Origin of the sequence: Aquimarina atlantica, assembly GCF_000626715.1 — a bacterium.
Taxonomy (GTDB): Bacteria; Bacteroidota; Bacteroidia; order Flavobacteriales; family Flavobacteriaceae; genus Aquimarina; species Aquimarina atlantica.
This window is the reverse complement of sequence record NZ_AQRA01000002.1, coordinates 28582-53926: the sequence shown is the minus strand read 5'-3', so window position 1 is coordinate 53926 and position 25345 is coordinate 28582. Positions and strand designations below refer to the sequence as shown.

23 protein-coding genes are annotated in these 25345 nt (G+C 34.2%); 6 read left to right on the top strand and 17 right to left on the bottom strand.

Annotated elements, in window-relative coordinates:
- The first annotated feature begins 44 nt into the window (after positions 1-44).
- The 4 genes from ATO12_RS04640 (at position 45) to hemN (ending at position 4721) form a co-directional block, all read left to right on the top strand.
- Positions 45-1280, top strand: coding sequence for a PAS domain-containing sensor histidine kinase (locus ATO12_RS04640; protein WP_034239537.1), 1236 nt, complete (start codon positions 45-47; stop codon positions 1278-1280).
- On the top strand, positions 1277-2338 hold the full coding sequence (locus ATO12_RS04635) for a response regulator (protein WP_034239535.1): 1062 nt from the start codon (positions 1277-1279) through the stop codon (positions 2336-2338). Before ATO12_RS04640 ends, ATO12_RS04635 begins: the two co-directional genes overlap by 4 nt.
- Positions 2339-2422: 84 nt before the next feature.
- A complete protein-coding gene (locus ATO12_RS04630) occupies positions 2423-3259 on the top strand; it encodes a universal stress protein (RefSeq protein WP_034239533.1) in 837 nt (278 codons plus the stop codon).
- 97 nt (positions 3260-3356) lie between these two features.
- On the top strand, positions 3357-4721 hold the full coding sequence (hemN, locus tag ATO12_RS04625; protein ID WP_034239530.1) for an oxygen-independent coproporphyrinogen III oxidase: 1365 nt from the start codon (positions 3357-3359) through the stop codon (positions 4719-4721).
- A gap of 73 nt (positions 4722-4794) precedes the next feature.
- Here the strand turns inward: hemN and ATO12_RS04620 are convergent, their stop codons facing one another.
- The 8 genes from ATO12_RS04620 to ccoS form a co-directional block, all read right to left on the bottom strand.
- A complete protein-coding gene (locus ATO12_RS04620; protein WP_034239529.1) occupies positions 4795-5679 on the bottom strand; it encodes a sterol desaturase family protein in 885 nt (294 codons plus the stop codon).
- Positions 5680-6036: 357 nt separating this feature from the next.
- Entirely contained in the window at positions 6037-6738 is a 702-nt protein-coding gene (locus ATO12_RS04615) for a sulfite exporter TauE/SafE family protein (protein WP_034239527.1), read from the bottom strand.
- Between the two features lie 3 nt (positions 6739-6741).
- The gene (locus tag ATO12_RS04610; protein ID WP_034240398.1) at positions 6742-7188 is read right to left on the bottom strand and encodes a FixH family protein; all 447 of its coding nucleotides are present in this window, start codon (positions 7186-7188) and stop codon (positions 6742-6744) included.
- Positions 7189-7310: 122 nt separating this feature from the next.
- Positions 7311-8732: a cytochrome c oxidase accessory protein CcoG gene (gene ccoG / locus ATO12_RS04605; protein WP_034239525.1), complete on the bottom strand. Its 1422-nt coding sequence runs from the start codon at positions 8730-8732 to the stop codon at positions 7311-7313.
- Between the two features lie 75 nt (positions 8733-8807).
- Positions 8808-9698: a cbb3-type cytochrome c oxidase N-terminal domain-containing protein gene (locus tag ATO12_RS04600; RefSeq protein WP_034239524.1), complete on the bottom strand. Its 891-nt coding sequence runs from the start codon at positions 9696-9698 to the stop codon at positions 8808-8810.
- Positions 9695-9880, bottom strand: a complete 186-nt coding sequence (locus ATO12_RS04595; RefSeq protein WP_024768152.1) for a CcoQ/FixQ family Cbb3-type cytochrome c oxidase assembly chaperone — start codon at positions 9878-9880, stop codon at positions 9695-9697. Before ATO12_RS04595 ends, ATO12_RS04600 begins: the two co-directional genes overlap by 4 nt.
- Before the next feature lie 5 nt (positions 9881-9885).
- Positions 9886-12087: a cytochrome-c oxidase, cbb3-type subunit I gene (ccoN, locus tag ATO12_RS04590; protein WP_034239522.1), complete on the bottom strand. Its 2202-nt coding sequence runs from the start codon at positions 12085-12087 to the stop codon at positions 9886-9888.
- 1 nt (position 12088) lies between these two features.
- Positions 12089-12283, bottom strand: a complete 195-nt coding sequence (ccoS, locus tag ATO12_RS04585; protein ID WP_024768150.1) for a cbb3-type cytochrome oxidase assembly protein CcoS — start codon at positions 12281-12283, stop codon at positions 12089-12091.
- Between the two features lie 656 nt (positions 12284-12939).
- Between ccoS and ATO12_RS26580 the strand changes: the two genes are divergently transcribed.
- Positions 12940-13074: a hypothetical protein gene (locus ATO12_RS26580; protein WP_255409737.1), complete on the top strand. Its 135-nt coding sequence runs from the start codon at positions 12940-12942 to the stop codon at positions 13072-13074.
- A gap of 54 nt (positions 13075-13128) precedes the next feature.
- Here ATO12_RS26580 and dsrP read toward each other — a convergent pair whose 3' ends face one another.
- From dsrP to ATO12_RS04540, 9 genes are all read right to left on the bottom strand, one after another.
- On the bottom strand, positions 13129-14349 hold the full coding sequence (gene dsrP / locus ATO12_RS04580) for a sulfate reduction electron transfer complex DsrMKJOP subunit DsrP (protein WP_034239519.1): 1221 nt from the start codon (positions 14347-14349) through the stop codon (positions 13129-13131).
- Positions 14350-14473: 124 nt separating this feature from the next.
- Positions 14474-15595, bottom strand: coding sequence for a 4Fe-4S dicluster domain-containing protein (locus ATO12_RS04575; protein WP_025664356.1), 1122 nt, complete (start codon positions 15593-15595; stop codon positions 14474-14476).
- A gap of 44 nt (positions 15596-15639) precedes the next feature.
- Positions 15640-16266 carry a cytochrome c3 family protein gene (locus ATO12_RS04570; RefSeq protein WP_034239517.1) on the bottom strand — a complete coding sequence of 209 codons (627 nt, stop codon included), beginning with the start codon at positions 16264-16266 and terminating at the stop codon, positions 15640-15642.
- Entirely contained in the window at positions 16259-16957 is a 699-nt protein-coding gene (locus tag ATO12_RS04565) for a nitrate reductase cytochrome c-type subunit (protein WP_034239515.1), read from the bottom strand. The genes ATO12_RS04570 and ATO12_RS04565 overlap by 8 nt, the downstream gene beginning before the upstream one ends.
- A gap of 3 nt (positions 16958-16960) precedes the next feature.
- On the bottom strand, positions 16961-19285 hold the full coding sequence (locus tag ATO12_RS04560) for a molybdopterin-dependent oxidoreductase (RefSeq protein WP_034239513.1): 2325 nt from the start codon (positions 19283-19285) through the stop codon (positions 16961-16963).
- Between the two features lie 4 nt (positions 19286-19289).
- Entirely contained in the window at positions 19290-19529 is a 240-nt protein-coding gene (locus tag ATO12_RS04555) for a hypothetical protein (protein ID WP_025664352.1), read from the bottom strand.
- A 7-nt stretch (positions 19530-19536) separates the two neighbouring features.
- A complete protein-coding gene (locus ATO12_RS04550) occupies positions 19537-20799 on the bottom strand; it encodes an alginate export family protein (protein ID WP_034239510.1) in 1263 nt (420 codons plus the stop codon).
- A gap of 551 nt (positions 20800-21350) precedes the next feature.
- Complete coding sequence (pdxH, locus tag ATO12_RS04545; protein ID WP_051575625.1) at positions 21351-21956, bottom strand: pyridoxamine 5'-phosphate oxidase; 606 nt, start codon at positions 21954-21956, stop codon at positions 21351-21353.
- Positions 21957-21958: 2 nt separating this feature from the next.
- Positions 21959-24355, bottom strand: a complete 2397-nt coding sequence (locus ATO12_RS04540) for a heavy metal translocating P-type ATPase (protein WP_034239506.1) — start codon at positions 24353-24355, stop codon at positions 21959-21961.
- A 140-nt stretch (positions 24356-24495) separates the two neighbouring features.
- Here ATO12_RS04540 and ATO12_RS04535 point away from each other — a divergent pair, with 140 nt between their 5' ends.
- The gene (locus ATO12_RS04535; protein ID WP_034239505.1) at positions 24496-25344 is read left to right on the top strand and encodes a universal stress protein; all 849 of its coding nucleotides are present in this window, start codon (positions 24496-24498) and stop codon (positions 25342-25344) included.
- Position 25345 lies beyond the last annotated feature (1 nt).

Genomic DNA, 25345 nt, shown 5'->3' with positions numbered 1-25345 from the left:
ATAAATCAGTTCTGGTAACAAATCAAAATGATTACTTTTGAAACATGAAAGTTTTCGAAAAAGATAATAACATTTTCAAATTACTTTCTGAGGCCATTTCAGAAGGTATCATTGTGGTGAACGAAAAACAGACAATAGTGGCGACTAATGGATCTGCTAATACTATTTTTGGTTATGATACCGATGAGTTAGTAGGAAAACACCTTAATACGTTGATACCAAAAAAATACCATCATGGCCACAAAAAACATTTTGATGGTTTTGTAGAGCATAGTGAAAAACGACATATGGGAGCAGGACGAGATCTTTTTGGGATACGAAAAGATGGTTCTGAGTTTCCGGTAGAAGCAGGTTTAAATCCATTTGCAATTTATGGTAACAATTATGTAATGGCTCTTGTGATCGATATTACACTTCGAAAAGAACAAGAACAGCAAATACAAGATTTAAACGCTAAGCTAGAGCAAAAAATAGAAGAACGTACAGAAGAACTACACCAGACCATACAAGAATTAAAAGAAGAAGTAAAACTTCGTATGGAAGCCGAAGCTCAAACTAAAGAATCTTTAAAAAAGGAAAGAGATTTAAGTGAGCTAAAAACAAAATTCCTTTCGCTCGTTTCACATGAGTTTAAAACACCATTAAGTGGTATTCTTACTTCGGCCACACTTACGGGTAAATATACCAAAACAGAACAACAAGAAAAGCGAGAAAAACATCTCGATACTATAAAAAACAAAGTAAAATATCTGGATAATATCCTTAATGATTTCTTATCTATTGAACGACTCGAAACAGGAAAAGTAACTTATAAGTATAGTCAGTTCCCACTTAGTAAAGTGGTTAACGAAGTGGTATATGATGCTAATATGTTACTAAAAGACGGACAGAGAATAAATTACCCTAAGGATATTGATGATTATGTTATAGAATTTGATGAAAAGATTTTAGAACTTGTACTTACAAATCTAATTAATAATGCAATCAAATATTCTGGAGAACATACAGTAATTGATTTACAGGTGTGTTTCGAAGATAATATCCTTACATTTAAGATTATCGACCATGGTATTGGTATTCCTAAAAAAGAACAGGACTTCATTTTTAAACGATATTTTAGAGCAGAAAACGCCTTGTTAGATCAAGGAACTGGTATTGGATTAAATATTGTGAAAACCCATTTGGAAAACCTGGGTGGGAGTATTACTTTTACAAGTAAGGAAAATCAAGGATCTACCTTTACAGTTACTATACCTACAACCAATACCCACGAGTCATGAAAACTATTCTTTTAATCGAAGATGATACGGCACTTAGAGAAAATACTGCAGAACTATTGGAGCTTTCAGATTATAAAGTAATCACATCTCCAAACGGAAAAGTAGGTATTGCTAAAGCAAAAGAAGAAAAGCCAGATATTATTGTTTGTGATATTATGATGCCAGAGGTTGATGGATATGGAGTACTTGAGGCACTATCCTATGATATAGCAACCAATCATATTCCTTTTATATTTCTATCTGCAAAGACAGAGCATAAAGAGATTCGAAAAGGAATGGATTTGGGAGCCGATGATTATCTAACCAAACCTTTTGAAGAGGAAGAACTATTAAGTGCAATCGAAAGTCGTCTTGCAAAAGCGGCAATACTCTCTAAAGTTGTTAAAGATCAAGAACTTCCTACTACTACAAATACTTCTGACGATAGTGTACTTAGAAATTTACATGAGCTTAAGAATTTTTTTGATGATCATGGTGAGATTTCTAAATTTAAAAAAGGAGAGGTCATCTATGAAGAAGGAGAGCATTCTAATAATATATACCTAATCCTAAAAGGGGTTGTTAAAAGTCATAAAATGGATGAGAATGGTAAAGAACTAATCACCACTTTATACAAAACCGATGATTTCCTGGGATTCACGTCGTTTATAGATAATACACCCTATCTAGAATCGGCAACAGCAGTCGAAGACTCAGAATTAGCAGGAATATCAAAAAATAATTTGAAAGAGATTCTTGAAAAAAGTAAGAATATTTCTCTTGAGTTGATGGAGTTACTTACCGATAATCTTTCCGAAATTAAAGAACAGCTATTACAAATGGCTTATAGTTCGGTACGCAAAAAAACAGCTCAAACCATACTTCAATTTGCCGATGTATTGAATAAAAAACCTAAGGATAACATAAAAATATCCAGAAATGATTTGGCTAGTGTTGCCGGAATTGCAACAGAAAGTTTGATACGAACACTATCCAGTTTTAAAAAAGATGGATTGATTGAGATTGAAGGGCGTAACATAAAAATTTTGGATTTACCTGGTCTTCAGTTAGTAGAATAAAAATACAAAAGTACCCAAACTGATTTTTATCATATTTTTCATGAGTACATCCTAATACATTTGTTGTATTAGAAAGTATTAAAAATGAAGAACATCCTGATCCCTACAGATTTTTCTGAAAATTCGTGGAATGCTATTACATACGCATTGTCATTTTTTAAAAGGGTGAAATGTAATTTTTATTTGTTACATGTCTCTCCCTTTGAAGAAATGATAGGAGGAGATTCTTTTTATGGTTCAAAAAAAACAGTCTTAGAAAAAAGCACCCAAAGCGATACAGGGCAAATGCAATCATTGCTTAAGAGAATAGAGAAATTACCTTTAAATACAAAACATAGCTTTTTTACCATTAATGAATATATCTTTTTTGTAGATGCGATTAGAAAACAGGTCAAGGAAAAGAATATTGATTTTATTGTTATGGGAACCAAAGGAGCTTCGGGGATTAAAGAAAAAACTATAGGTAGTAATACAGGAGATGTAATTACAAAAGTAAAATGCCCGGTTTTGGTAATACCCGAAAAAGCCAGGTATACTAAGCCTAGAGAAATAGCATTTCCTACAGATTATAATATGTTATATAAAAGTAGAGTATTAAATACGATTATGGATACTCTTACATTAAATGAAGCTGCTTTACGGGTTTTGCATGTTGCTAAAAAAGAACAAGAATTAACCGATCGACAAAAAAAGAATAAAGATTTTTTAGATGACTCTATTGATACTATAGAACATAGTTTTCATTTCCTGTCTAATCCCAATATCGAAGAAGCTATACAATGTTTTGTTGAAAGCAGGGATATCGATATGATTACTATGATTGCCAAAAACCTTAATTTCTTCCAACGTATTTTATTTCACCCTACAGTCGAAAAAATAAGTTATCACATCAATATTCCTTTTTTGGTATTGCATGAGTGACTTATAAATGAGAAAAGAAGAAATAGTTGGGTTGTATGACCAATTAGGTTGAAACCAACCATGTTGAAAACTAAGAACAGTTCTAAAAACAAAAAAAATGTGCACTAATTTAATTCACAAATATAATATTCCGGGACCTCGATATACAAGTTATCCTACCGTTCCGTATTGGGATATCAATACTTTTTCATTAAAAAAATGGACATCATCTATACAACGGTCATTTGTAGAAAGTAATGAAGAAGAAGGGATAAGTTTATATATTCACCTGCCATTTTGTGAAAGTATGTGCACTTTTTGTGGCTGTAATAAACGTATTACAAAACGACATGATGTAGAAGAACCTTATATAAATACGGTCTTAAAAGAATGGCAATTATACCTTAATATTTTTGAGACTAAGCCCAAAATTAAAGAGTTACATTTGGGAGGAGGCACACCTACGTTTTTTTCACCAGATAATTTGCAGTACTTAATTAATGGGATTTTCTCGGGAGTAGAACAAGCAAAAGATTGTGAATTAAGTTTTGAAGGACACCCTAATAATACTACTCGAGAACATTTGCAGGCGTTGTATGATGTTGGTTTTAGAAGAGTAAGTTTTGGAGTTCAGGATTATAATGAAACGGTACAGAGAGCAATTCATAGAATTCAACCTTTTGAGAATGTAAAATATGTGACAGAGACCGCCAGAGAAATTGGTTTTACTTCGGTAGGACATGATATCATTTTTGGGTTACCTTTTCAAACTCAGGAAGCGGTCGTTCATACGATCTTAAAGACTAAAGAATTACTACCCGATCGGTTGGCATTTTACAGTTATGCACATGTGCCATGGCAAAAAGGTAATGGGCAACGTGGTTTTAACGAATCAGATCTCCCAACAGGAGAGCAAAAACGAAAACAATATGAAGTAGGAAAAAAGCTACTCTCTGAAGTAGGTTATGTAGAAATCGGGATGGATCATTTTGCATTAAAAAATGACTCGTTATACCAATCTATGGAAAATCAAACTCTACATCGTAATTTTATGGGATATACTGCCTCCAAAACACATGCAATGATTGGTTTGGGAGTATCTGCAATTAGCGATAGTTGGTATGGTTTTGCCCAAAATGTAAAAGGAGTAGAAGAATATCAACATTTGGTAAGAGAAGGTATTATTCCTGTTTATCGAGGGCATATTTTAACTATAGAAGATCAGATCATACGAAAGCATATTCTTAATTTGATGTGCCATTTTTATACCAAATGGGAAGATGATCATATGTATTTTAAAGAATTACCAGAGGTCTTACAGAACTTAAAAGAATTAGAAGCAGATCAATTATTGACAATTAATGATTCACATATAAGTGTCACAGAAAAAGGTAGACCTTTTGTTCGTAATATTTGTATGGCTTTTGACCTTAGATTACAACGTAAAATACCAGAGACGATGTTGTTCTCGATGACTGTTTAATTCACATTGTGGAGTTTAATTTTACGAGAGGTGCCTTGTTGAGATAGCGGACTTATCTTAAAAATTTGACAAACTATTCTTTTTTCTGTTTTGATGTTCTAAAGCCATAAATGATTTGACCAATGAAACTTTTTGGGATTTTTTCATCCCCAGGAAATCCTAATGCTACTGTCCCGCTATCCTCGGGAATATAATTGGTCTTAAAGATATAATCCCAAAGACTTAGACTAATCCCAAAATTGACCCCATAAGAATTTTTAGGTAGTGCATAAGAATGATGATATAAATGCATGACAGGATTATTGAGAATGTATTTAAACGGTCCCCAGGTGATTTTTATATTCGAATGATTAAAATGACCTATTGTAATGGCCAGAAAATGTACAATGTAAGCCTGCTCTGGTTCGAAGCCGCCTAAAACCATTACACCAATAGTTTTAAGAGGTTTATAAAAGATGTTTTCCATCCAGTGATATCTTAGATGGGCTGCAAATCCCATTTCTTTAACAGAGTGATGTATTTTATGAAATTTCCATAGAAAAGGATACTTATGAAGTAAAATATGAGTAAACCATTGTACAAAGTCGAGTACAATAAAAAACAATAAAAGTTGTACGCCTGTAGAAAGGCTGGAAATATCAATTAAAGTTAATGTTTTTGCAGAAATCCCAATGTCTGTAAAAATCACTTCAAGTAGCTTATAAAAACCACTTATAGCAATAGCAAAAAGGAAAAAATTAAAAAACATGTAAAAACCATCCAGCCAAAAGTCTTTTCTAAAAATGGATTGATTTTTTCTCCACGGAAAAACAATTTCCAATCCCCATACTACAAGTGATATAATAATAAGACCCCAGAAATAATTCATGTACCAGGGAACCTCAAATAGTATTGATTTCCAGGTCCATTGTACATTACCTATAAAAGAGTCGACGAATGCATTTACATATTTTTCCATAATTATTTTTTTGTTCTCTCATCTGGTTCAAAAAGTAAATCATTACAATAACTTCACTACACAGATAATGAATAGTTTTAATGCCGATGTATCAAAGTGCCAAAAACAATATAGTATTCCGAATAATTGTTACCATAAATTGAGTACCACTTTTTTAATGAAGTTTCATCTTTTCATTAGGTAAATACGTGTTGTTTTAACTTATAAAATTAACGTTTTTCATTCTTTGTTTCAGTAACAAAGGTTACAATATATACTGGGGCAAGTAGAGAAGAGTATTCTGTTAAGGTCATTGTGTTATAAAACACAGGTTTTATGTTCTGTTATAATTAAAATATAATCTATTAAAATAAGTAGTTAATGGCACTCAAAATTTGCAGAAACTATTTCGGTTGCAGGCTTGGGAGAAAGGTATGGAATCCCTAATCCAAGGCCACGTATGATAAATAATAATCCAATTATGACTACAAACACCGGAATAACTTTTTGAACATGTTGTCGGGCTTTTCGGGTTAAAAAATTCCCGGCATATACAGCCATTGTCATTAAAGGGATGGTTCCTAATCCAAAAAAAGTCATATATAAACTACCTTTAAGGATATGACCAGAGGCAATAGCTCCAAAAACAGCCATATAAACTAAGCCGCAAGGCAAGAAACCATTTAAGAAGCCAATAGAAAGAAAAGTATCTGGTGTTTTCTTTTTTAAGGCTAAGCCTAGAGCATTTTTGACTCTGGAGATGATTTTATAGATCGGTTTCGAGAAATTGTATTTAGAAAAAGTTTGATAAGGGATCATTACAATTATGATCATCAAAACGCCAACTGCAATAGATAATTTTTGTTGTAACCCGAAAATATTTAAACTCTTTCCTATAATTCCGAAGAATAATCCAATGATACTATACGACAATAATCGCCCAAAATGATATAGAAATACCTGAAAGAATTTTTGAATAGTATTAGATTTATTTACCGGCAACATAAAGGCAATGGGGCCACACATTCCTACACAGTGAAAACTACCCAATAAGCCTAGTATGAATGCAGAGATAAGCATTTTTTAATATGTAAGTGATTTTTTATACAAATATGAAATGTTATCGTATTTCCAATCGATGGTGATATTCCAACGTCCTTCTAATAGATTTTTATCTTCAATTATTAATTCTGAAGCAGAGAGTGAAATAGGAATTTCGAAATCTAGCTTCTTATTCGATGGCCTATATAAGGATATGGTTCCAGAAATATCACTGTAGTTTTTGTCTTCCGGAAATGAAATTACCAGACCTTTGGCTGTTTTTTTTACTATAATGTCTTTTCGTAGGGCTTTTGAGTTTTTTTCAGCATTGATTTCATTCTGAAAAGCGAGTTCTTGTTTGTAATAATCTTCTGTTACCAAATCATGCTCATAATTTGTATTGGTATTCATTTTCACAACAAAATATAGGATAAAAGAGATAAACCCTATAAATACTAATACAATGGCGGTTCCCCAGTTTATTTTCATAATATTTTTCTTTAGTTCGGTTATGGGTTGGGCCCATGCCAGAATGATGAAAAGGAACAAAATATCAAAATACACTTGTCATTCGGGCAAAGGCTACAATCCACTGTAATTTATATTTTTTATTATCTATAACTTCTAGGTCCTAAAAATGCGGTAGTTGTTGTTTCAATTAATTTATCATTACTATATACTCCGATTTTTAATCGGTCACTATCACCTTTTAGTGCTGCACCATTAATTTCAATAAATAAAGTACCTTCGGCAATTCCTTGTTTAGGAACACTAAAATTTTTGTGAGTTACCAGCTCTATTTTTCCTTTATGAGACATCAATTCGAAACGAACATCTTCAATTTCTGTTGTAGTTTTATTAACCAATTTATAGGTGTATACGTTACTAATGATGTTATTCTCTTTTCTCTCGTATAATTGTCCTGGTAGTCGTAAGATGTTTGCTTCTACGTCGTTTCTTAGAAATGACATTCCCAGTAAAACACCAGTTAAAATTATGAGAACAGCACTATATCCTTTTAATCTTGGGGTGAATTTAAATTTGGCTTTTTTGGCAATGTTATCTTCACTGGCATATCGTATTAATCCTTTCGGAAGGTTTACTTTTTCCATCATATGATCACAGGCATCAATACAGGCAGTACAGTTTACACATTCTAGTTGTGTGCCGTTACGAATATCGATTCCTGTTGGACAAACATGTACACACTGAAAACAATCAATACAATCTCCTTTTCCGGTAGAAATACGATCTTCATTTTTCTTAAACTTAGCTCTCCCTGCTTCTTTTTCTCCACGTTTATAGTCATATGCCACTACAATTGATTTAGAATCAAGTAGTACTCCCTGTAACCGCCCATAAGGACAAGCAATAATACAAACCTGTTCTCTAAACCATGCGAATACAAAATAGAAAACGGCGGTAAATATAAGTAAGGAGATTAAGGTACTTATGTGTTGTAGTGGTCCATCAATGATGTATCCTAACAATACATCGCTCCCGATTAAATAGGCTAAAAATATATTAGCAATTAAGAACGAAATGATAAAAAATATAATCCATTTAAGAGTACGTTTTCGAATCTTTTCTGCATTCCAGGGTTGTTTGTTCAGGCGAATTTGTTTTCCGCGATCACCTTCGATCCAGTATTCTATCCTGCGAAAAACCATTTCCATAAAGATAGTTTGGGGGCAAACCCAGCCGCAAAATAATCTACCAAAAGCTACTGTAAAAAGGGTAATAAATATGACCCCTATTAGCATAGAGATGACAAATAAATGAAAATCCTGTGGCCAAAATGGTGCTCCAAAAATATTAAAACGACGTTCGAGGACATTAAATAATAAAAACTGATTACCGTTAATTTTGATAAAAGGAGCAGCAAATAGAAATATTAATAAGCCATAACTTACCCACTTACGATAATTGTAATACTTACCACTGGGTTTTTTAGGATACACCCAGGCACGTTTACCTTCTTCGTTTATGGTACCGATAGAATCTCTAAATTTCTCGTTTTCGGGTGTTTCCAATGGTTTTTAATTTTATATATTGATCGCTATGTTTATCAAATCCAAAGCGGTTTCAGAAATTTTTCCTTCTATTTTTTATTTCTGGGCATCGGGATCAGTCCAAATTTCTCCCTGAGGTTCTTTTGGTTCGGCTGGAGTTGTACCTCCTAATGTAATGATATAACTCGCTACTTGTGCCATTTCAACAGGCTTAAGAGTTTGTTTCCAGGCAACCATTCCTTTTCCATCTCTTCCTCCTTCAGAAATTGTTCTAAATACATTTTTAATTCCACCTCCCAGAATCCAATACTCATCGGTAAGATTAGGTCCGATACCTCCGCCACCATCTGCCTTATGACAAGCAACACAATTGGTAGTATACACTGCTTTTCCGGCACTAATATCAGAAGCATCTGTTAGTAATGTAACTGTATTTACATCTACTAGATCTTTAGCCGTTTTTTTGTATTTTTCAATAGCAATTTTAGCTTCGGCTACTTCGGTTTCATATTCTTCTGCCTGGGTATAATCATTGTATACATGAAAGCGTACCAAATAGACGATACCAAATATAATAGTAGCATAAAAGCCGTATACCCACCATGGTGGAAGATTATTATCAAGTTCTTTAATCCCATCATAATTGTGATCCAGAATAATTTCTTCTTCTTTTTCAACAGGTTTACTATCCAGGAGTTTTAAATAGATACTTTTAATCCATTTAAATTGTTTTTCCTTTTTAGCTTTTTCGGCCAGAATGTAGCGTTCTTGCGCATCAGGTTTTAAAGAACGAAAGAGGATACTTCTTAATGCTTCTAAACTAATTTCTATTGCTACAATAAACAATAAAACCATACCTAATACTAACCAGGTGAGAGGTTGTGCTATAAATGCAGATTGTTCTCCTGATTCTACTGTTATTTCTATTAATAGGTATGCTAAGAATAGAAAAGCAATAATTCTTATATAGGATGCAGTACTTCTCATAACACGTTTTCGTTTTCAGTTTCTAATGGAATTTGGCTTACTTCTTTTATATGCTCTTTTTTTGCGGTGAAAACCCACCAGAATAATGCGGCAAAGAAGATGAAAAAGATAAGTAGCGAAATCATTGGATAGATTTCAATACCTTCTATACTTTCCATGTGGCCTTTTATAAATTTTAGCATGGCGTTTATTCTTTAGTTTGAACTACGGTTTCTTTATTTTTAACTTTTATATCGGTTCCTAACCTTTGGATATAAGCAATCAAGGCTACAACTTCTCTATCACGCATCTCGATAAAATCCAACCCGTTTTCTTGTGCATATTTTTTATCGGCTTCATAGGTTTTTACAAAATCAGGATCGGTATACAAATTTTTCTCTATTGTAGTTGCTTGTTCGTCCATCCATTGTTGTGCTCTGGCGATTTCTTCTGGAGTATAAGGAACACCCAAAGTCACCATAGCATTCATTTTATCTTCTGTTTGAGAACGATCAAGTTTGTTTTTGATCAGCCATTTATAGCTTGGCATAATAGATCCCGATGAGGTTGTTTGCGGATCATAAAAATGATTTAAGTGCCAGTTGTCCGAATATTTCCCTCCAATCCTCATTAAATCAGGTCCGGTACGTTTACTTCCCCATAAGAAAGGATGATCATAGACATATTCGCCAGCTTTAGAGTATTCACCATATCGTTCTACTTCACTACGGAAAGGTCTAATCATTTGTGAATGACAGGATACACAACTTTCTCTAATATAAATATCTCTTCCTTCTAACTCAAGAGGAGTGTATGGCTTTACACTAGTAATCGTAGGGATATTAGATTCTACCATTAAAGTAGGAACTATTTGTACGATACCTCCAATTAAGATGGCTATAGTAGCAAAAATGGTTAGTTTTACAGGTCTTCTCTCTAACCAGGTGTGATATCCTTCTTTAGCGGTTCTGTGTTTAGTTACTTTGGTAAGTGGAGCAGCTTCTGCAAGCTCATCTGTCACAGCACTACCACTTTTTATAGTTTTAATAACGTTGTATAACATGATAAACATTCCGAAGATGAATAAACTTCCACCTATGGCACGCATCCAATACATTGGGATAATTTCATTTACAGTTTCTAAGAAATTACCATAAGTAAGCGTTCCGTCTGGATTAAATTGTTTCCACATAGAAGCTTGTACGAATCCGGCAACATACATTGGTAATGCATACATGATGATCCCCAGAGTACCAATCCAGAAATGAGCATTAGCCAACCCCGTTGACCACAATTTGGTTTTGAATAATCTTGGAATTAACCAATACGCCATCCCAAAGGTTAAAAATCCATTCCAGGCTAAAGCACCAACATGCACGTGTGCAATAATCCAATCACTAAAATGCGCAATGGCGTTTACGTTTTTTAGAGATAACATTGGTCCTTCAAAAGTAGCCATACCATAACCAGTAATGGCAACTACCATAAATTTTAATACAGGATCGGTACGTACTTTGTCCCAGGCACCTCTTAATGTTAGTAATCCATTAATCATACCTCCCCAGGATGGAGCAATTAGCATAACAGAAAATGCTACACCAAGATTCTGTGCCCAATCGGGTAAAGATGAATATAAAAGGTGATGAGGTCCCGCCCAGATATAGATAAATATTAAAGACCAAAAGTGAACAATAGACAATCGATAGGAATATACAGGTCTATTAGCCGCTTTTGGAATGAAATAGTACATTAATCCTAAGAAAGGAGTAGTAAGAAAGAATGCAACTGCATTATGACCATACCACCACTGTACCAGTGCATCCTGAACACCTGCATATACCGAATAACTTTTTAAAGCACTAACAGGTAACTCAAGACTATTAAAAATATGAAGAACAGCAACCGTAACAAAAGTGGCCAGGTAAAACCATATAGCAACATACATATGGCGTTGTCTTCTTTTTAAAATGGTTCCTATAAGATTCCATCCAAAGGCTACCCAAACAACAGCTATGGCAATATCAAAAGGCCATTCTAACTCAGCATATTCTTTTGAAGTGGTATACCCTAACGGAAGTGTAATAGCCGCACCAACGATAATCAATTGCCATGCCCAGAAGTTAACATTACTAAGCGTGTCATTAAACATACGGGTCTTTAGCAAACGTTGAGTAGAGTAGTATACTCCTGCAAAAATAGCATTACCAACAAATGCAAAAATAACAGCATTGGTATGTAATGGTCTTAATCTCCCAAAGCTTAACCATGAGATTCCGTCTGTTAGATTTGGGAATAAAAATAGAAACGCCAGTAGTAAGCCTACAGACATCCCAACAATACCCCAGAATAGAGTGGCATATAAGAATTTTTTTACGATTTTATTATCGTAATAGAATTGTTCCATTTCCATATTAAGATTGTTTAGTTTTAGTGGATTCCGAAGATTTTTCTTTACTTTCCTTTATAAGTTCATCATCAAAAAGCATCCTAACAGAAGGAGTATAGACATCATCATACTGACCATTTCTGACCGATATTATGAAGCTAATAAAAAAGACGATGGCAACGATAATACTAATCGTTAAGAGTATATAGATTACACCCATACTTACTTTTGATTATAAGCCAAAAGTATGGGCGAACACCTTCTAAAAAAATGACATTTATCAGGTTTTATTATTTAAGACCGTTCTTAATAAGAATATCCGGTTTTGTACAGCTTTTATACACATATAATGTTAATAATTGTTAAAATAGTACCTTTTTATACATAGTACTGTAACGAAAATGATTTATCGACGTCTAGTAGGTATATATCAATTATAAAAACAGAAATTATGAGAACTTTAGACAACAATCAAATCACTAAAAAATTAACGGCAACCAAAGGTTATGTTTGGAATTCAAAAAGACGTTATAGATAGTTTTAAGTACAACTATTAAAAAATCAACAATTTATACATCAATCAAAAAACGGAAATTATGAGAACTATAGACAGTAATAGAATCACAAGAAAATTAAATGCACCAATTGGATACACCTGGAATTCGAAAAGACGATACAGATAATTTTAACACCTATTAGAAAATCAACAATTTATACATCAATCAAAAAAACAAAAATCATGAGAACTATAGACAGTAACAGAATTACAAGAAAATTAAACGCTCCTATCGGATATACCTGGAATTCGAAAAGGCGATATAGATAACAAATATTTATCAATCTATCCCAATAACTTGGGATCAAAAACTAACCATCATGAGAACTTTACGAAATATCAGAAAACAACTAAAAACAGCAACTCAAAAACAAAATATGTTTTTGGATTGTGTACCAAAGCTTTATAATTATGAAGATACTTTGTTCACCGGAGTTAAGCGCTACGCACATTAAGCTACGAGTTATTAGATACTAAAAGGCCGAATTTTATTAAAAATTCGGCCTTCTTTATTTTTTTCTAAATTGTAATTTTCCTGTTTCTATCTTGATAGCAGTTTTCGCAAGTATGGTAAAAATAAAAGCTCCTAAAGCCCAAATGCCAAGAGTTACTCCAATTTCTATTCCCGTAGGAGTATATTCCGAAATTTTTCCATAAGGCCCGGGAATAAAACCAGGAACGATCAAGCCGAATCCTTTTTCTATCCAGATGGCTATAAAAAGAATAAAACAGCAGAAATATAACACCTTTAAATTGTTACGCAGCTTACCAAAAGTTAGTAACACAGTTGCTAAAACGTTTAGAGGAATCGCTGTCCATATCCAAGGTAATAATGCAGTTTTACCATGTAAACCAAAGAATAGATAGTATGCACTTTCACTATGATGTGTAGGGGCGTAAAATTCTTTAAACAATTCAGACACTAACATGATCAGGTTGATTTGGGCTGCTACAGTAACGATCATACCAATTTTTTTGATCGTTTTATCTTCTATTTTAAATTCTGTAAATGTTCTTATGATGGCTAGAACAAGGATAATCAAGGCAGGCCCTGCAGCAAAGGCAGATGCCAGAAATCGAGGCCCTAATAATGCGTTATTCCAGAAAGGACGAGCTTGTAATCCCTGATATAAAAAAGCAGTTACCAAATGAATACCTACTGCCCAAAATACAGATAATATCGCTCCCGGGACATAGATTTTTGGATTAGGTACTTTTCCCTGATAGCGTCTGAACAAAATATAAAACGGAATAGAGATATTTAAAAATAGATATCCGTTAAGTACAATAACATCCCAGGTTAACATCGAAGCTGGAAAATTAAAGACTCCGATTCCCGGTATCATATGCCACAATACAGATGGCCCACCCATATCGGCTACAACAAAGGCTAAGCACATAATCAATGCTGCAACGGCCAGCCCTTCGCCAATAAGCACAGCTTGTTTAAAATCAATATCTTTTAATACATAAGTTGGCATAACGAGCATTACTGCAGCTGCAGCAACACCAACCAGAAATGTAAAATTAGAAATATACAGTCCCCAGCTTACTCTGTCGGTCATCCCTGTGACGCTTAGGCCGTGTTCTATTTGTAAAGAATAACAATACATCCCAATGAGCATAATAAAGGTCAAAAATGCCATCCAGATGTGGTATTTTTTTGAGCCTTGAGTGGTAGTATCTAAGCTATCTTTAACTAAGCTTCCAAAAACTTTAAGTCGTTTCATGTGTTGTTTTTTTGGCGTGCCCACAGGGTCGGGCTTTCCACTATATCTTTTCTGTTACTTCTTATTCTTCGACAAAATCAGAGTAACAGAAAAGGATGCCGTTTCAATCCCTCACGCAATTTTGTTAATCCATAAAATACCAGAACTTAGGTTCTGTCCCAAGATCTTCTTTTAGTCTAAATACTTTTTTATTATTGAGAACCCATCGTATTGTGCTGTCGGGGTCTAATAAATTTCCAAAAATTCGTGCCCCTGTTGGGCAAGCTTCTACACAAGCAGGATTTTTACCAGCTCGTGAACGCTGTACACAGAAAGTACATTTTTCCATTACCCCTTTTTTACGCATACGATTCCCTAAGTAATGTTGATTTTTGTTAATTTCATTTTCAGGAACTTCGGGAGTACTCCAATTAAATCGTCGGCCGTCGTATGGGCAAGCAGCCATACAATACCTACAGCCAACGCACCAGTCATAATCTACGACTACTAATCCATCTTCTTCACGCCATGTAGCTTGCACAGGGCAAACTTCTACACAAGGGGGATTGTCACAATGAAAACATTGTGTTCCCATATAAAAATGACCTTCTGCGGGGACTTCATGGTAATAATTGTCATCGGCTTCATCAAACTTAAGGCCTTTTCCATCTTTCATTTCATGAATTCGAATATATTCCATCTGCGAATTTCGATCCTGATTATTTTCTTCAACGCAGGCACTTACACAATCCATATATCCTTGACACTTAGAGATATTAAAAGCATATCCAAAAAGCACATCTTTCTCTGCATTTTTAGAAGACATACTTATATTTTTCCCTTTTCGTAACTGGTAGGAACGTACTAATCGATCCACAGTGGCTTTTTTCTCCTCATCGGTCATTAATTTGTAGTTGCCTTTAAACTGTTCTTCCCAATCGATTTGTGCTTTTTCTTTGGTTTCTTCTCCAGAAGTCAGATTACAAGATGTGCTTACTGCTCCAGCTCCGATGACTAAACTAGCGGTCAATTTCCTAAAAGCAGTTCGGCGATCCATTTGTACATCAAAAACCTGGTCAAAACCATCTTTTTTGCGTTCGTCGCCAATAGCTGCATCTACCGCAGCATCAAATTCTTTATCACTAATTTGATCTTTAGTATGAGAGCCGCATCCACCAGATGTTTTTCCACAACCGCAAGAACCTGTATTTTGTTTCTTTTTGCTATTTAGGTTTAGAGAAAACCATTTTTTAGTATTGTCGCTCATTGTTAAATTGTTAAGAGATATTACATAAAAGTGTGATAACTAAACTATTCTCGTTCTTTTACTTTTTGAGTATTATACCCGGCAGGCCACCTGGTCTCAAAACCAGGCTTGTGTGGGTTATGGCAATTTACACAGGTCATTGATGCTCTGGGAGGAGCCCATCCTCCTAGTTTTTTGCCATGTGCACCACCTTTCCAATCTTTAAACTGTTTATTGTGGCATTGACTACATAATGTATAGCTTCTATTAAAATCAATGTCTTTGCCTGTTAAACTGGTTAAGTTATCCATATCATTACCATTATGACAAGTAATACAATTCATAGTATTTAGGTCTGCATGAGCCAGCTTGATATCCCAGTGTGCTTTTTTTGAAGGGTTTTCACTTTTTAATTCTTCTAATGGTTTGGTATGACATTCGGTACAGGCATATGATTTGATTTCGCTTTTACGTTCAGGAATCAAAAATGTGTGCTCTCCTTCTGTGATTTTGATTGTCTTTATACCTTCTAAATACTGTTCTGAGGAAATAGAGGTGCCGTGATAATTTTTGCTCTTGGCTTCTATTTTATCTGTAATATTATGGTATTCACCTTCTCCGTGTTTACAAGAAAATAATATAACGGTAAGGAAAGTATATATCAGAATATGTATGTTATTATATCTATTCATTTTCAATACTATTAGCTCTTGTGAAAACTTCAATATCTGTTACCGTTTTTTCTTTAGGAACATGACATTGCCTACAATTTGTACGCTCTGGATGAGATACTCTGATCTCTTTTGGAGCTGCGGGTCCGGCATGACAAGACAAACAATTTTCTCTCATTTGTATTTGATGCGGTATCATTGGCGGACTCCCGGGTAAAGCATTATTTATCCCAACTTTTGGAGCATGAGCCTTTGCAAAACCATTTTCGGTAAAGAGAGTTTTAGTGTTTTGTACTACATGGCATTGCCTGCAATTAACCATTTCTGGATGAGGTGTAACTGGTGCATACGCATTAAATTTGGTAACGAAACCTCCGTTTTCATGACATTGCAAACAGGTATTTGCCCCTAAACTCATTTCTTCCTTAACAGGGTGTGGGATACTGGGTGGTGCCCCAGGATATGCCCTGTTATCATAATAAGTATCAAGTGATCTTTGATGTTCTTCATCAACAGGCATATTTGCATACTCTAATGCCAATCCAGAACGTTTGAACACACCACTCTCTAAAGGAATAAATGTTTCGGTTGAGCTTTCCTCAATAGGGATATAACTTTCTTCCAAACCTTCTTGATAACTATAATTCCAAATAGTGATAAAGGCTATGAACAATACTAAAAAAAGTGATATGATTCCGAGTCTCTTTTTCATAGCCTATGCTTTTTCAACTTTAACAGCACATTTTTTATAATCAGGTTCTTTAGAAATTGGGCAAAAAGCATCCAAAGTAACGTCGTTAATTAACATGTTTTCGTCAAAGAAAGGCACAAAGACCTGGCCTTTGGTAGGCAACCCTCTTTTATTTATGGATGCAGGTAATATGCATGAACCTCTACGAGATGTTACTTTTATATTTTCGCCATCTCTAATTCCTAATGCTTTTGCGTCTTCGGGATGAAACTCTACATAGGCACTTGGCATCGCTTTATGTAAAACAGGGATTCTACGGGTCATAGAGCCCGTATGCCAATGTTCAACAACTCTTCCGGTATTTAGCCAAAAAGGATATTCATTATCGGGTTCTTCTGGAGCCGGTTCATATGGGCGTTGCCATATGACTGCTTTTCCGTCTGGTTTTCCATAAAAATGAAAATCTTCGCCATTAGAACAAGCCGGATCATATTTTGCATTGAAACGCCATTGTGTAGATTTTCCGTTTACATATGGCCATATTACACCAGATTCTTTTTTCAGAACTTCTAAAGGTGCCATCCCGTGTTTTGCTCCTTCATGAAACTGCCGGTATTCATTATAAATTTCTTCAACATGGTTTTCTTCACTATATGGAAATAAATCACCATATCCCATTCGTTTTGCAACTTCAATGGTCATCCATGCATCAGGAGTGGTTTCTCCTGGGCCATCTACCATTTTATCCCAATGTTGTGTTCTTCGTTCAGAGTTTCCGTACAATCCACTTTTTTCTATATGCCATGATGCTGGTAAAATAACATCTGCAACATCAGATGTTGGTGTAGGAAAAACATCAGAAACTACAACAAAACAGGAGTCTTGCTCCATACCCGGTCTATACCTGCTTGTTTTTGGCATCGAAACCAACGGGTTAGTTACTTGTGTCCAAATAAATTTAATATCTCCACGATCAATTGCTCTAAACATTTCTGTGGCATGATACGTTGGTTTAGCAGGGATACGTTCATAAGGTACTTTCCATATTTTTGCAGCCAGACGTCTATGTTTTTCGTTCATCACGACTCCTTTGGGTAACTTATGCGTAAAAGTACCTACTTCTCTTGCCGTACCACAAGCAGATGGTTGCCCTGTTAGTGAAAATGGTCCATTTCCCGGTTGTGAAATTTTTCCGGTAAGTAAATGGATGTTATAGACTAAGTTGTTCATCCACGTTCCTCTGGTGTGTTGATTCATTCCCATACACCAATAAGAAACCACCTTTTTATTTGGATCTCCGTATATAGCGGCTAAATACTTAATATCTTTTGCAGATACTTTTGAGTACTTAGCTACTTTTTCTGGAGTATAATCGTTTAAGAATTTTTTATAAGCTTCAAAATCTATTTTTTGCGGCTTGTCTTTAAATTTGTATTTATCTTCGAGGCCATATCCCATATTGGTTAGTCCTTTGCTAAAATTGCAATGTTTTTCTACAAAAGACTTGTTTACCCATCCATTTTTGATAATTTCATAACAAATTGCATTGGCAACGGCCAAATCTGTTTGAGGTTCAAATAATATAGATCTATCAGATGCAGTACTAGAACGTGTTGTACGTGTTGCAAAATCAATAATCTTAGCACCTCTTCTATTTTTTTGTTCGAGCATTCTGGAGAATAATACGGGATGCATTTCTGCCATATTATTACCCCATGTAATAAAATAGTCGGCATGGTCGATATCGTCATAACAGCCCATAGGTTCATCAGCACCAAAAGTGGTTAAAAAACCAGCTACAGCACTTGCCATACATAAACGGGCATTACAATCTAAGTTATTTGTACCAATTGCACCTTTCATTAATTTTGAAGCAACATATCCTTCAGGAATTGTAGATTGACCAGAAGTATACATCGCGACACTATCTTTACCATGTTTTTGAATAGTGTCTTTCATTTTGTTGGCAACAATGTCTAAAGCTTCATTGATTGGAGTTTTAACATATTGACCATTTTTCTTTACCAATGCATGAGTTAGCCTATCTTTTGATTGAATACACATGATTTGATGGTATCCTTTTACACAAAGTAATCCTTTATTAACACTACTCTTAGGGTCTCCTTTTACGGCAACAGCTTTTCCGTTTTGGGTTCCTATAAGCACTCCGCATCCTACACCACAAAATCTACATGGAGCTTTTGTCCAATCGATATCACCGCTTGGCAATCCTTTTTCCTGTTCGTCTGCAAATAAGATTCCCGGAAACATAGTTGCTGCAGCGGTCATGGCAGACAACATAGCCATCTTTTTTATGAATTTTCTTCTATTTGTGAGAGAGGTATACATAATACTAATTGTTTTGTGGTGTATTAAATCCAGAAACCATAGCCAATAATTTTAGACTTTCTATAGTATCCAGTTTTTCTTTTAGAATTGCTTCTTCAGTTTCATTTTCAGTCTCTGTAATTAAGATGAGTACATCCTTATTATTGGCTGGCATGACTTCACATTGCTCTATTGAAGATAGTGCATTGATAAGCTCATTTTTTTCTCCTTTTTGTGGATGGGCTAAATAACTCTTAATTGGCATAATTTTATTATTTGTTGGTTGTAAATAGAGTTGGTTTAATTGTCACCATGATCCATCCCCAATTATTGGTATTCCCATCAAAATTATTTTTCAGTACCTCCATTCCGTCTGAAGCAAAGAGGTGAGAATATCCAGCTTTGATGTTTACATTCTTTTGTAAATTATAGGAATAAACCAGATCTATTTCTGTACCCAGTTGTTTAGATTCATCTCCTGGTAAATCTGCGGCGGCCATAAAATTGTGAGCAGCCACATTTAATGTAGATTTTTGATTAAATTTTACATTAGCTTTTAGATACAAGTCGATTAGTCCTACGTTCCCGATATGGTTTCCTACATAGAAATAATCCATTAATCCATTAAACTTGTGATTGGTACCATAAAAAGGAGTAAATGCTTCGTTATCTCCATTAGCAGGTGCTCCATTATCATTCCCACTTTGTAGTTCTCCTCCAAGTAATATTTTCCATTGTTCTGATAATTTATAATCTGCCTCTAGGCCTAATAAATATGCACTTAAGTCATTATCACCCAGATCATTTCCAAATTGATAATAAAGATTAGATGTAAAACCAAGTTTTCCTGTTTTATATTTTAAATGAGTTCCTACAGTTTGGCTATATCTGGTTTCATTATTATCAGAATTGGTATCATCTGTATACTGTAATCCATTGTTAAGAAAAAGGAAACTTCCCGAAAAATTCTCCCAATCTTTGTGTAGCCAGGCGTATTGGATACTTTTATATGTATTTGGTGTCGTAAGTGTAGTTTCTGTTAAGGATTCTTCTCCCTGATTAAATGCAAAACCCAGATCAAACTTAAAACTATCTTTGTTGTATCTTATAAGAGCAGCATCGTGGCTTCTTGCTTGCTGTGCCCAACCGACATTTCCAAAAATACGTTGATCATCATATGAAATTTCCTGGCGACCCAATTTTAATGAAATGTTGGGGTTAAAAAGAATTTCTCCCCAGGCCTGTTGAACACTAAAACCATTTTTATCTGCTGTATTGAGTTGAGGCACATCTCCCCATACTCTTACATCCTGAAGGCTTACGTAAAAATTTAGTTTCTCTGTTTTATATCCAGCATTTAATCGTGTGCGCTGGGACACAAATGCTGCGGGGTCTGCATCATCTGGGAACAGTGTTTTAAATCCATGTCTGTATTCGAATCGTGGTCGTACTTCGGCATCGATTTTTAATTGAGCATTAGTAGTTGTAATAAGTAATGTGAAAAAAATGAGGGTACTAAGTTTAACGAGTTTCATAGTAAGATTTGATTATAAATTAACTACGGTAAATATTGGTTCATTTATTATTGCGTGCAATGATATCAATCAGTTTTAGTTTTTTTAACGTAAAAAAATTGATTAAATACAAGGTGCAAATTCAACCATTATTCTCATTTTTAATAATACTCTGAGTACACTATTTATTTTTCTTAAATTAGAAATAAACAAATAGTTAGATGTCTTTTCACCTTATAATATACGGATAAAACTATTCCCAAATAGGATCTTAAAGCATGATAATTGTCATAAAGTTTGTATATTAATTAAATCTAAATAAGAATAGAATTTTAAGAAAGAATTCCTTTCTTTTTTGAAGGCACGTCTAACTTGCGGTGTGCTAATATTATAACCAAAAAAAATGTTAATTATAGATGGTTTTATATAAAACAGACTTTGTTAGAAAAATTAATTTTGGCATTAGATATTTAGCAAAATAATTGTTGTATAGATTCAATTTTTTGGAAATTAAAGTGAAATACTCAGAAATTTATATTTTTAATATGGTCATGATGAACGAATACTAGTATCTATTTATGAGTATATTCTATGTCCTTAAGCCACTTATAATCTGGTAGAAGTTTGTATATTATGGTACAAGTATATTCTTCTATCTCATTGTGTTCTATAAATTCAAATCTATTGGGCCTAATCATGTATCCTCCCCAATGCTCTGGCCTTGGAATAGTCTGATTTTTGAATTTAGTTTCGTAGTGTTTTAGTTGATCTTCTAGAACTTTGCGCGAAGAAACTACTTTACTTTGATCAGAAGCCCAGGCTCCTAATTTACTACCCTCTGGTCGTGATTCGAAATATCCTTCTGATAAGTTGTCGGCAATTTTTTCTGCTTCTCCTTCAATTAAGACGTTCTTTTTTGCTGCTGTCCAATTAAAGGCAATAGAAACTTTATTGTTGTGTGCTATGGCCTTTCCTTTTTCACTGTTATAGTTAGTAAAAAAGATAAAACCCTCCCAGGTGAAGCGTTTTAATAATACAATTCTACTTTTGGGAAAACCATCTACCCCGATGGTGGAGAGTAACATTGCATTAGCTTCATCCTCGGGATGAGCTTTATCTACCTCATAAAACCATTGCTGAAAATGTTGAATCGGATTATGGTCATCAGGAGTATTCATTGTTATTTTGATATTAATTTTCTTCCAGACCAGTTGGTAAGTACGGTAACATATGCAACAATAGAGATAGAACTTAATGGCATTAGTATTGCTGCTATCACAGGAGAGAGTTGCCCCGTAACAGCAAAGTATAAGCCTATTATATTATATAAAAACGACAGAACGAAACTTGATTTAATAATCGCAATCGCTTTTTTGGATAGGTTAAGATAAACCGATATAGTATCAAATTTTGAAGCATCAAGAATAGCATCACATGCAGGAGAAAACACATTTACATTTTCTGAAACGGCTATACCTACATCACTTTGGGCTAAGGCTCCGGCATCATTTAATCCATCACCAACCATGATGACATTTTGGTTATGTTGTTGTAATGATTTGATATAGTTTAGTTTATCGTCTGGTTTTTGATCAAAAAGTAAAGAAGTGTTTTTGGGGAGTAGTTTTTTTAAATATTCTTTTTCGCCTTCATTATCTCCCGATAAAATAGCGAGTTTGTAATCTTCAGATAGTTGATCAAATACTTTTTTAACTCCTTTTCTATATTGATTATGAAAAACGTAATGGCCTTTATATTGTTCATTAGTACTAATATGAACTGTAGTGTCTTTAATTTCAGAATTAATGTTCTGTCCCACAAAATTTGCAGACCCTATTTTGATAGTGTCCTCTTCAAGTTTACCTTCAATTCCTTTTCCGATATGTTCATGATATTCGTCTAGAGTTAAAATATCTTGTTCTGCCAATATATCATAAAGCGTTCTGCTAAGAGGGTGATTTGATGCGCGTAAGGTGTTTTTAAGCAAGGATTCTTCTTCGGGCGTTAGTTGCATTCCTTCATAAGTCACTTCGTTCGTAATTGTAGTGGTTATGGTACCGGTTTTGTCAAAAATCATAGTATCTACCTTAGCTAATCGTTCTATAACATCTGCATTTTTGAGATAGAATTTGGTTTTTCCGAAGATGCGAAGGATATTGCCTAGGGCAAATGGTCTTGCTAGTGCTAATGCACATGGACAGGCGATAATAAGTACTGCTGTGAATACCTGTGCAGCTTTTGAAGAATCAACAAATAACCAAAAAGAAGTAGCAAGTACGGCAATACACAGGATTGTAATTGTAAAATATTTACTTATCGTATCGGTAAGATTGGTAAATGAAGCCGTTTTATCTTTATTAAATACATCGTTACTCCATAATTGAGTAAGATAGCTTTGTTCTACAGATTTTAAAACTTCGATTTCTATAGCTCCGTAAAGTTGTCTACCTCCGGCAAAAAGAGTATCACCTGATTGTTTGGTGACCGATTCACTTTCGCCAGTTACAAAACTGTAATCAATTTGAGCATCACCTTCGATAAGAATAGCATCTACAGGAATTAACTCTCCATTTCTGATCAATAATCGATCGCCTTTTTTAATGTCATAGACTTGTATATTTTCTTCCTTTCTTTCTTTTTTATGTTTTGCAATAGCAATTCTTGTTACTGCAATTGGGAAATAAGATTTATAATCTCTTTCGAAAGATAAAAAGGAATACGTTTTTTGCTGAAAAAATTTTCCTAGTAACAGAAAAAATACCAGCCCGGTAAGGCTGTCAAAGAAACCAGTGCCCCAATCAAAAATTATTTCTGTAGTACTTCTTAGAAAAAGAACCAGAATCCCTAAAGCAATGGGAATATCGATATTTAATATTTTAGATCGTACTCCTTTATAGGCAGAAATAAAATAATCTTGCGCAGCATAAAATACAACAGGCAATGAAAAAGTAAACATTAACCAACGAAAAACATGTTTGTATTGTTCTAACCAGTATTCAGATACTTCAAAATACTCAGGAAACGATAAAAACATCACGTTTCCGAAAGCAAAACCGGCAATACCTAGTTTATAAATCAAACTTCGATTTATTTGTGTCTTCCCTGTGGTGTAGTCATCCAGACTAATATAGGGTTCATAGCCTATAGAATTAAGTAAAACAACTAATGCTTTAAGGGAGACACGATCACTATTAAAAGTAATACGAACTGTTTTTTTTGGGAAATTAACTTGAGATGCAGTAATCGCTGGTTGAAGCTTGTGTAGATTTTCTAATATCCAAATGCAGGAACTACAATGCATGTGTGGAATATATAGTGTGATGATTTGGGTGTTACCGTCCTTAAATTCTATTAATTTTTCAGCAATATCAGGAGTGTCGAGATAATCGTATTTTCCTTGAATTTCTTCAGGAATGGCGCCAGGAGCAGACTGTAAGTCATAATAACAGGATAAATCATGAGTCGAAAAAATTTCAAATACAGTTTTGCACCCATTACAACAGAATGTTTTTTGATCAAATTTGATTACCGTCTTACTGCAATCATCTCCACAGTGAAAACAAGTATGCTCTGACATAGAATTTGTTTGCTGCAAATATCAAAAAGTATGCATTTATATAATATGACAAATGTCATGATTCTTATGCTGACAAAAATCATAGTTTTTGCATCTGCAATTACCTAGTTTTGAGTACAACATATCAAAAAAAGTAAACTATGAGAAAAATATTAGTCCCCACAGATTTTTCAGAAAATGCCATGAATGCTTTACGATATGCTGTCGAACTTTTTAAATATGAACGGTGTGATTTCTTTATTCTACATGCTTATGCCGATGAGGTATACGACCATAACACCGTAGTTTCTCGTGAGATTTTTGATGAACTAAAGGAAAGAGTGCATAAAAACTCGAATATAGCACTAGAGAAAACGCTTTCAGAAATAAAGAATATTTCACCCAATCCTAGACATGAGTATAAATTGTTATCCATGTTTGGAAGCTTAATTGATGAAGCTAATGATTTGGTAGATAAAGAAAATATGGATATTCTGATTATGGGAACAAGAGGAGAAACTAATGACCGAAAGCTTACTTTTGGAAGTAATACTTTACAGGTTCTTAAATATGTAAAATGCCCTGTATTGGTAGTCCCAAGTGATTGTAGTTATAATGCGCCAAAAAATATTCTATTTCCTACAAATTATCAATTACCATTTAAACGAAGAGAACTAAAATTATTTAGCACATTAACTAAAAGCTTCAGATCTATTATTAATTTTTTATATATCTCGAACTTTGACAAGCTTTCTATCAGGCAAGAAGACAATAAACATTTTTTAAAAGCATCATTACCTAATGCAGAATTAGTATTTCATCAAGAGACGGCAAAAGATCTTACCTATGCTATAAACCAGTTTATAGAACGTAATGAAATAGATTTTTTGGTAATGGTAAACTCAAGACGTTCTTATTTAGAAAATCTTTTAGATCGATCTACAATTGATAAAATAGGACTGCATATTAAGATTCCTTTTTTAGTGATGCAAAATTTACAACGATATTAAA

Bases quoted from the DNA above. Each gene is read 5' to 3' on its own strand.
- ATO12_RS04640 (WP_034239537.1), top strand. From the start codon at position 45: ATGAAAGTTTTCGAAAAAGATAATAACATTTTCAAATTACTTTCTGAG.
- ATO12_RS04635 (WP_034239535.1), top strand. From the start codon at position 1,277: ATGAAAACTATTCTTTTAATCGAAGATGATACGGCACTTAGAGAAAAT.
- ATO12_RS04630 (WP_034239533.1), top strand. From the start codon at position 2,423: ATGAAGAACATCCTGATCCCTACAGATTTTTCTGAAAATTCGTGGAAT.
- hemN (WP_034239530.1), top strand. From the start codon at position 3,357: ATGTGCACTAATTTAATTCACAAATATAATATTCCGGGACCTCGATAT.
- ATO12_RS04620 (WP_034239529.1), bottom strand. From the start codon at position 5,679: ATGGAAAAATATGTAAATGCATTCGTCGACTCTTTTATAGGTAATGTA.
- ATO12_RS04615 (WP_034239527.1), bottom strand. From the start codon at position 6,738: ATGCTTATCTCTGCATTCATACTAGGCTTATTGGGTAGTTTTCACTGT.
- ATO12_RS04610 (WP_034240398.1), bottom strand. From the start codon at position 7,188: ATGAAAATAAACTGGGGAACCGCCATTGTATTAGTATTTATAGGGTTT.
- ATO12_RS04600 (WP_034239524.1), bottom strand. From the start codon at position 9,698: ATGAGAAGTACTGCATCCTATATAAGAATTATTGCTTTTCTATTCTTA.
- ATO12_RS04595 (WP_024768152.1), bottom strand. From the start codon at position 9,880: ATGCTAAAATTTATAAAAGGCCACATGGAAAGTATAGAAGGTATTGAA.
- ccoN (WP_034239522.1), bottom strand. From the start codon at position 12,087: ATGGAAATGGAACAATTCTATTACGATAATAAAATCGTAAAAAAATTC.
- ccoS (WP_024768150.1), bottom strand. From the start codon at position 12,283: ATGGGTGTAATCTATATACTCTTAACGATTAGTATTATCGTTGCCATC.
- ATO12_RS26580 (WP_255409737.1), top strand. From the start codon at position 12,940: ATGAGAACTTTACGAAATATCAGAAAACAACTAAAAACAGCAACTCAA.
- dsrP (WP_034239519.1), bottom strand. From the start codon at position 14,349: ATGAAACGACTTAAAGTTTTTGGAAGCTTAGTTAAAGATAGCTTAGAT.
- ATO12_RS04575 (WP_025664356.1), bottom strand. From the start codon at position 15,595: ATGAGCGACAATACTAAAAAATGGTTTTCTCTAAACCTAAATAGCAAA.
- ATO12_RS04570 (WP_034239517.1), bottom strand. From the start codon at position 16,266: ATGAATAGATATAATAACATACATATTCTGATATATACTTTCCTTACC.
- ATO12_RS04565 (WP_034239515.1), bottom strand. From the start codon at position 16,957: ATGAAAAAGAGACTCGGAATCATATCACTTTTTTTAGTATTGTTCATA.
- ATO12_RS04560 (WP_034239513.1), bottom strand. From the start codon at position 19,285: ATGTATACCTCTCTCACAAATAGAAGAAAATTCATAAAAAAGATGGCT.
- ATO12_RS04555 (WP_025664352.1), bottom strand. From the start codon at position 19,529: ATGCCAATTAAGAGTTATTTAGCCCATCCACAAAAAGGAGAAAAAAAT.
- ATO12_RS04550 (WP_034239510.1), bottom strand. From the start codon at position 20,799: ATGAAACTCGTTAAACTTAGTACCCTCATTTTTTTCACATTACTTATT.
- pdxH (WP_051575625.1), bottom strand. From the start codon at position 21,956: ATGAATACTCCTGATGACCATAATCCGATTCAACATTTTCAGCAATGG.
- ATO12_RS04540 (WP_034239506.1), bottom strand. From the start codon at position 24,355: ATGTCAGAGCATACTTGTTTTCACTGTGGAGATGATTGCAGTAAGACG.
- ATO12_RS04535 (WP_034239505.1), top strand. From the start codon at position 24,496: ATGAGAAAAATATTAGTCCCCACAGATTTTTCAGAAAATGCCATGAAT.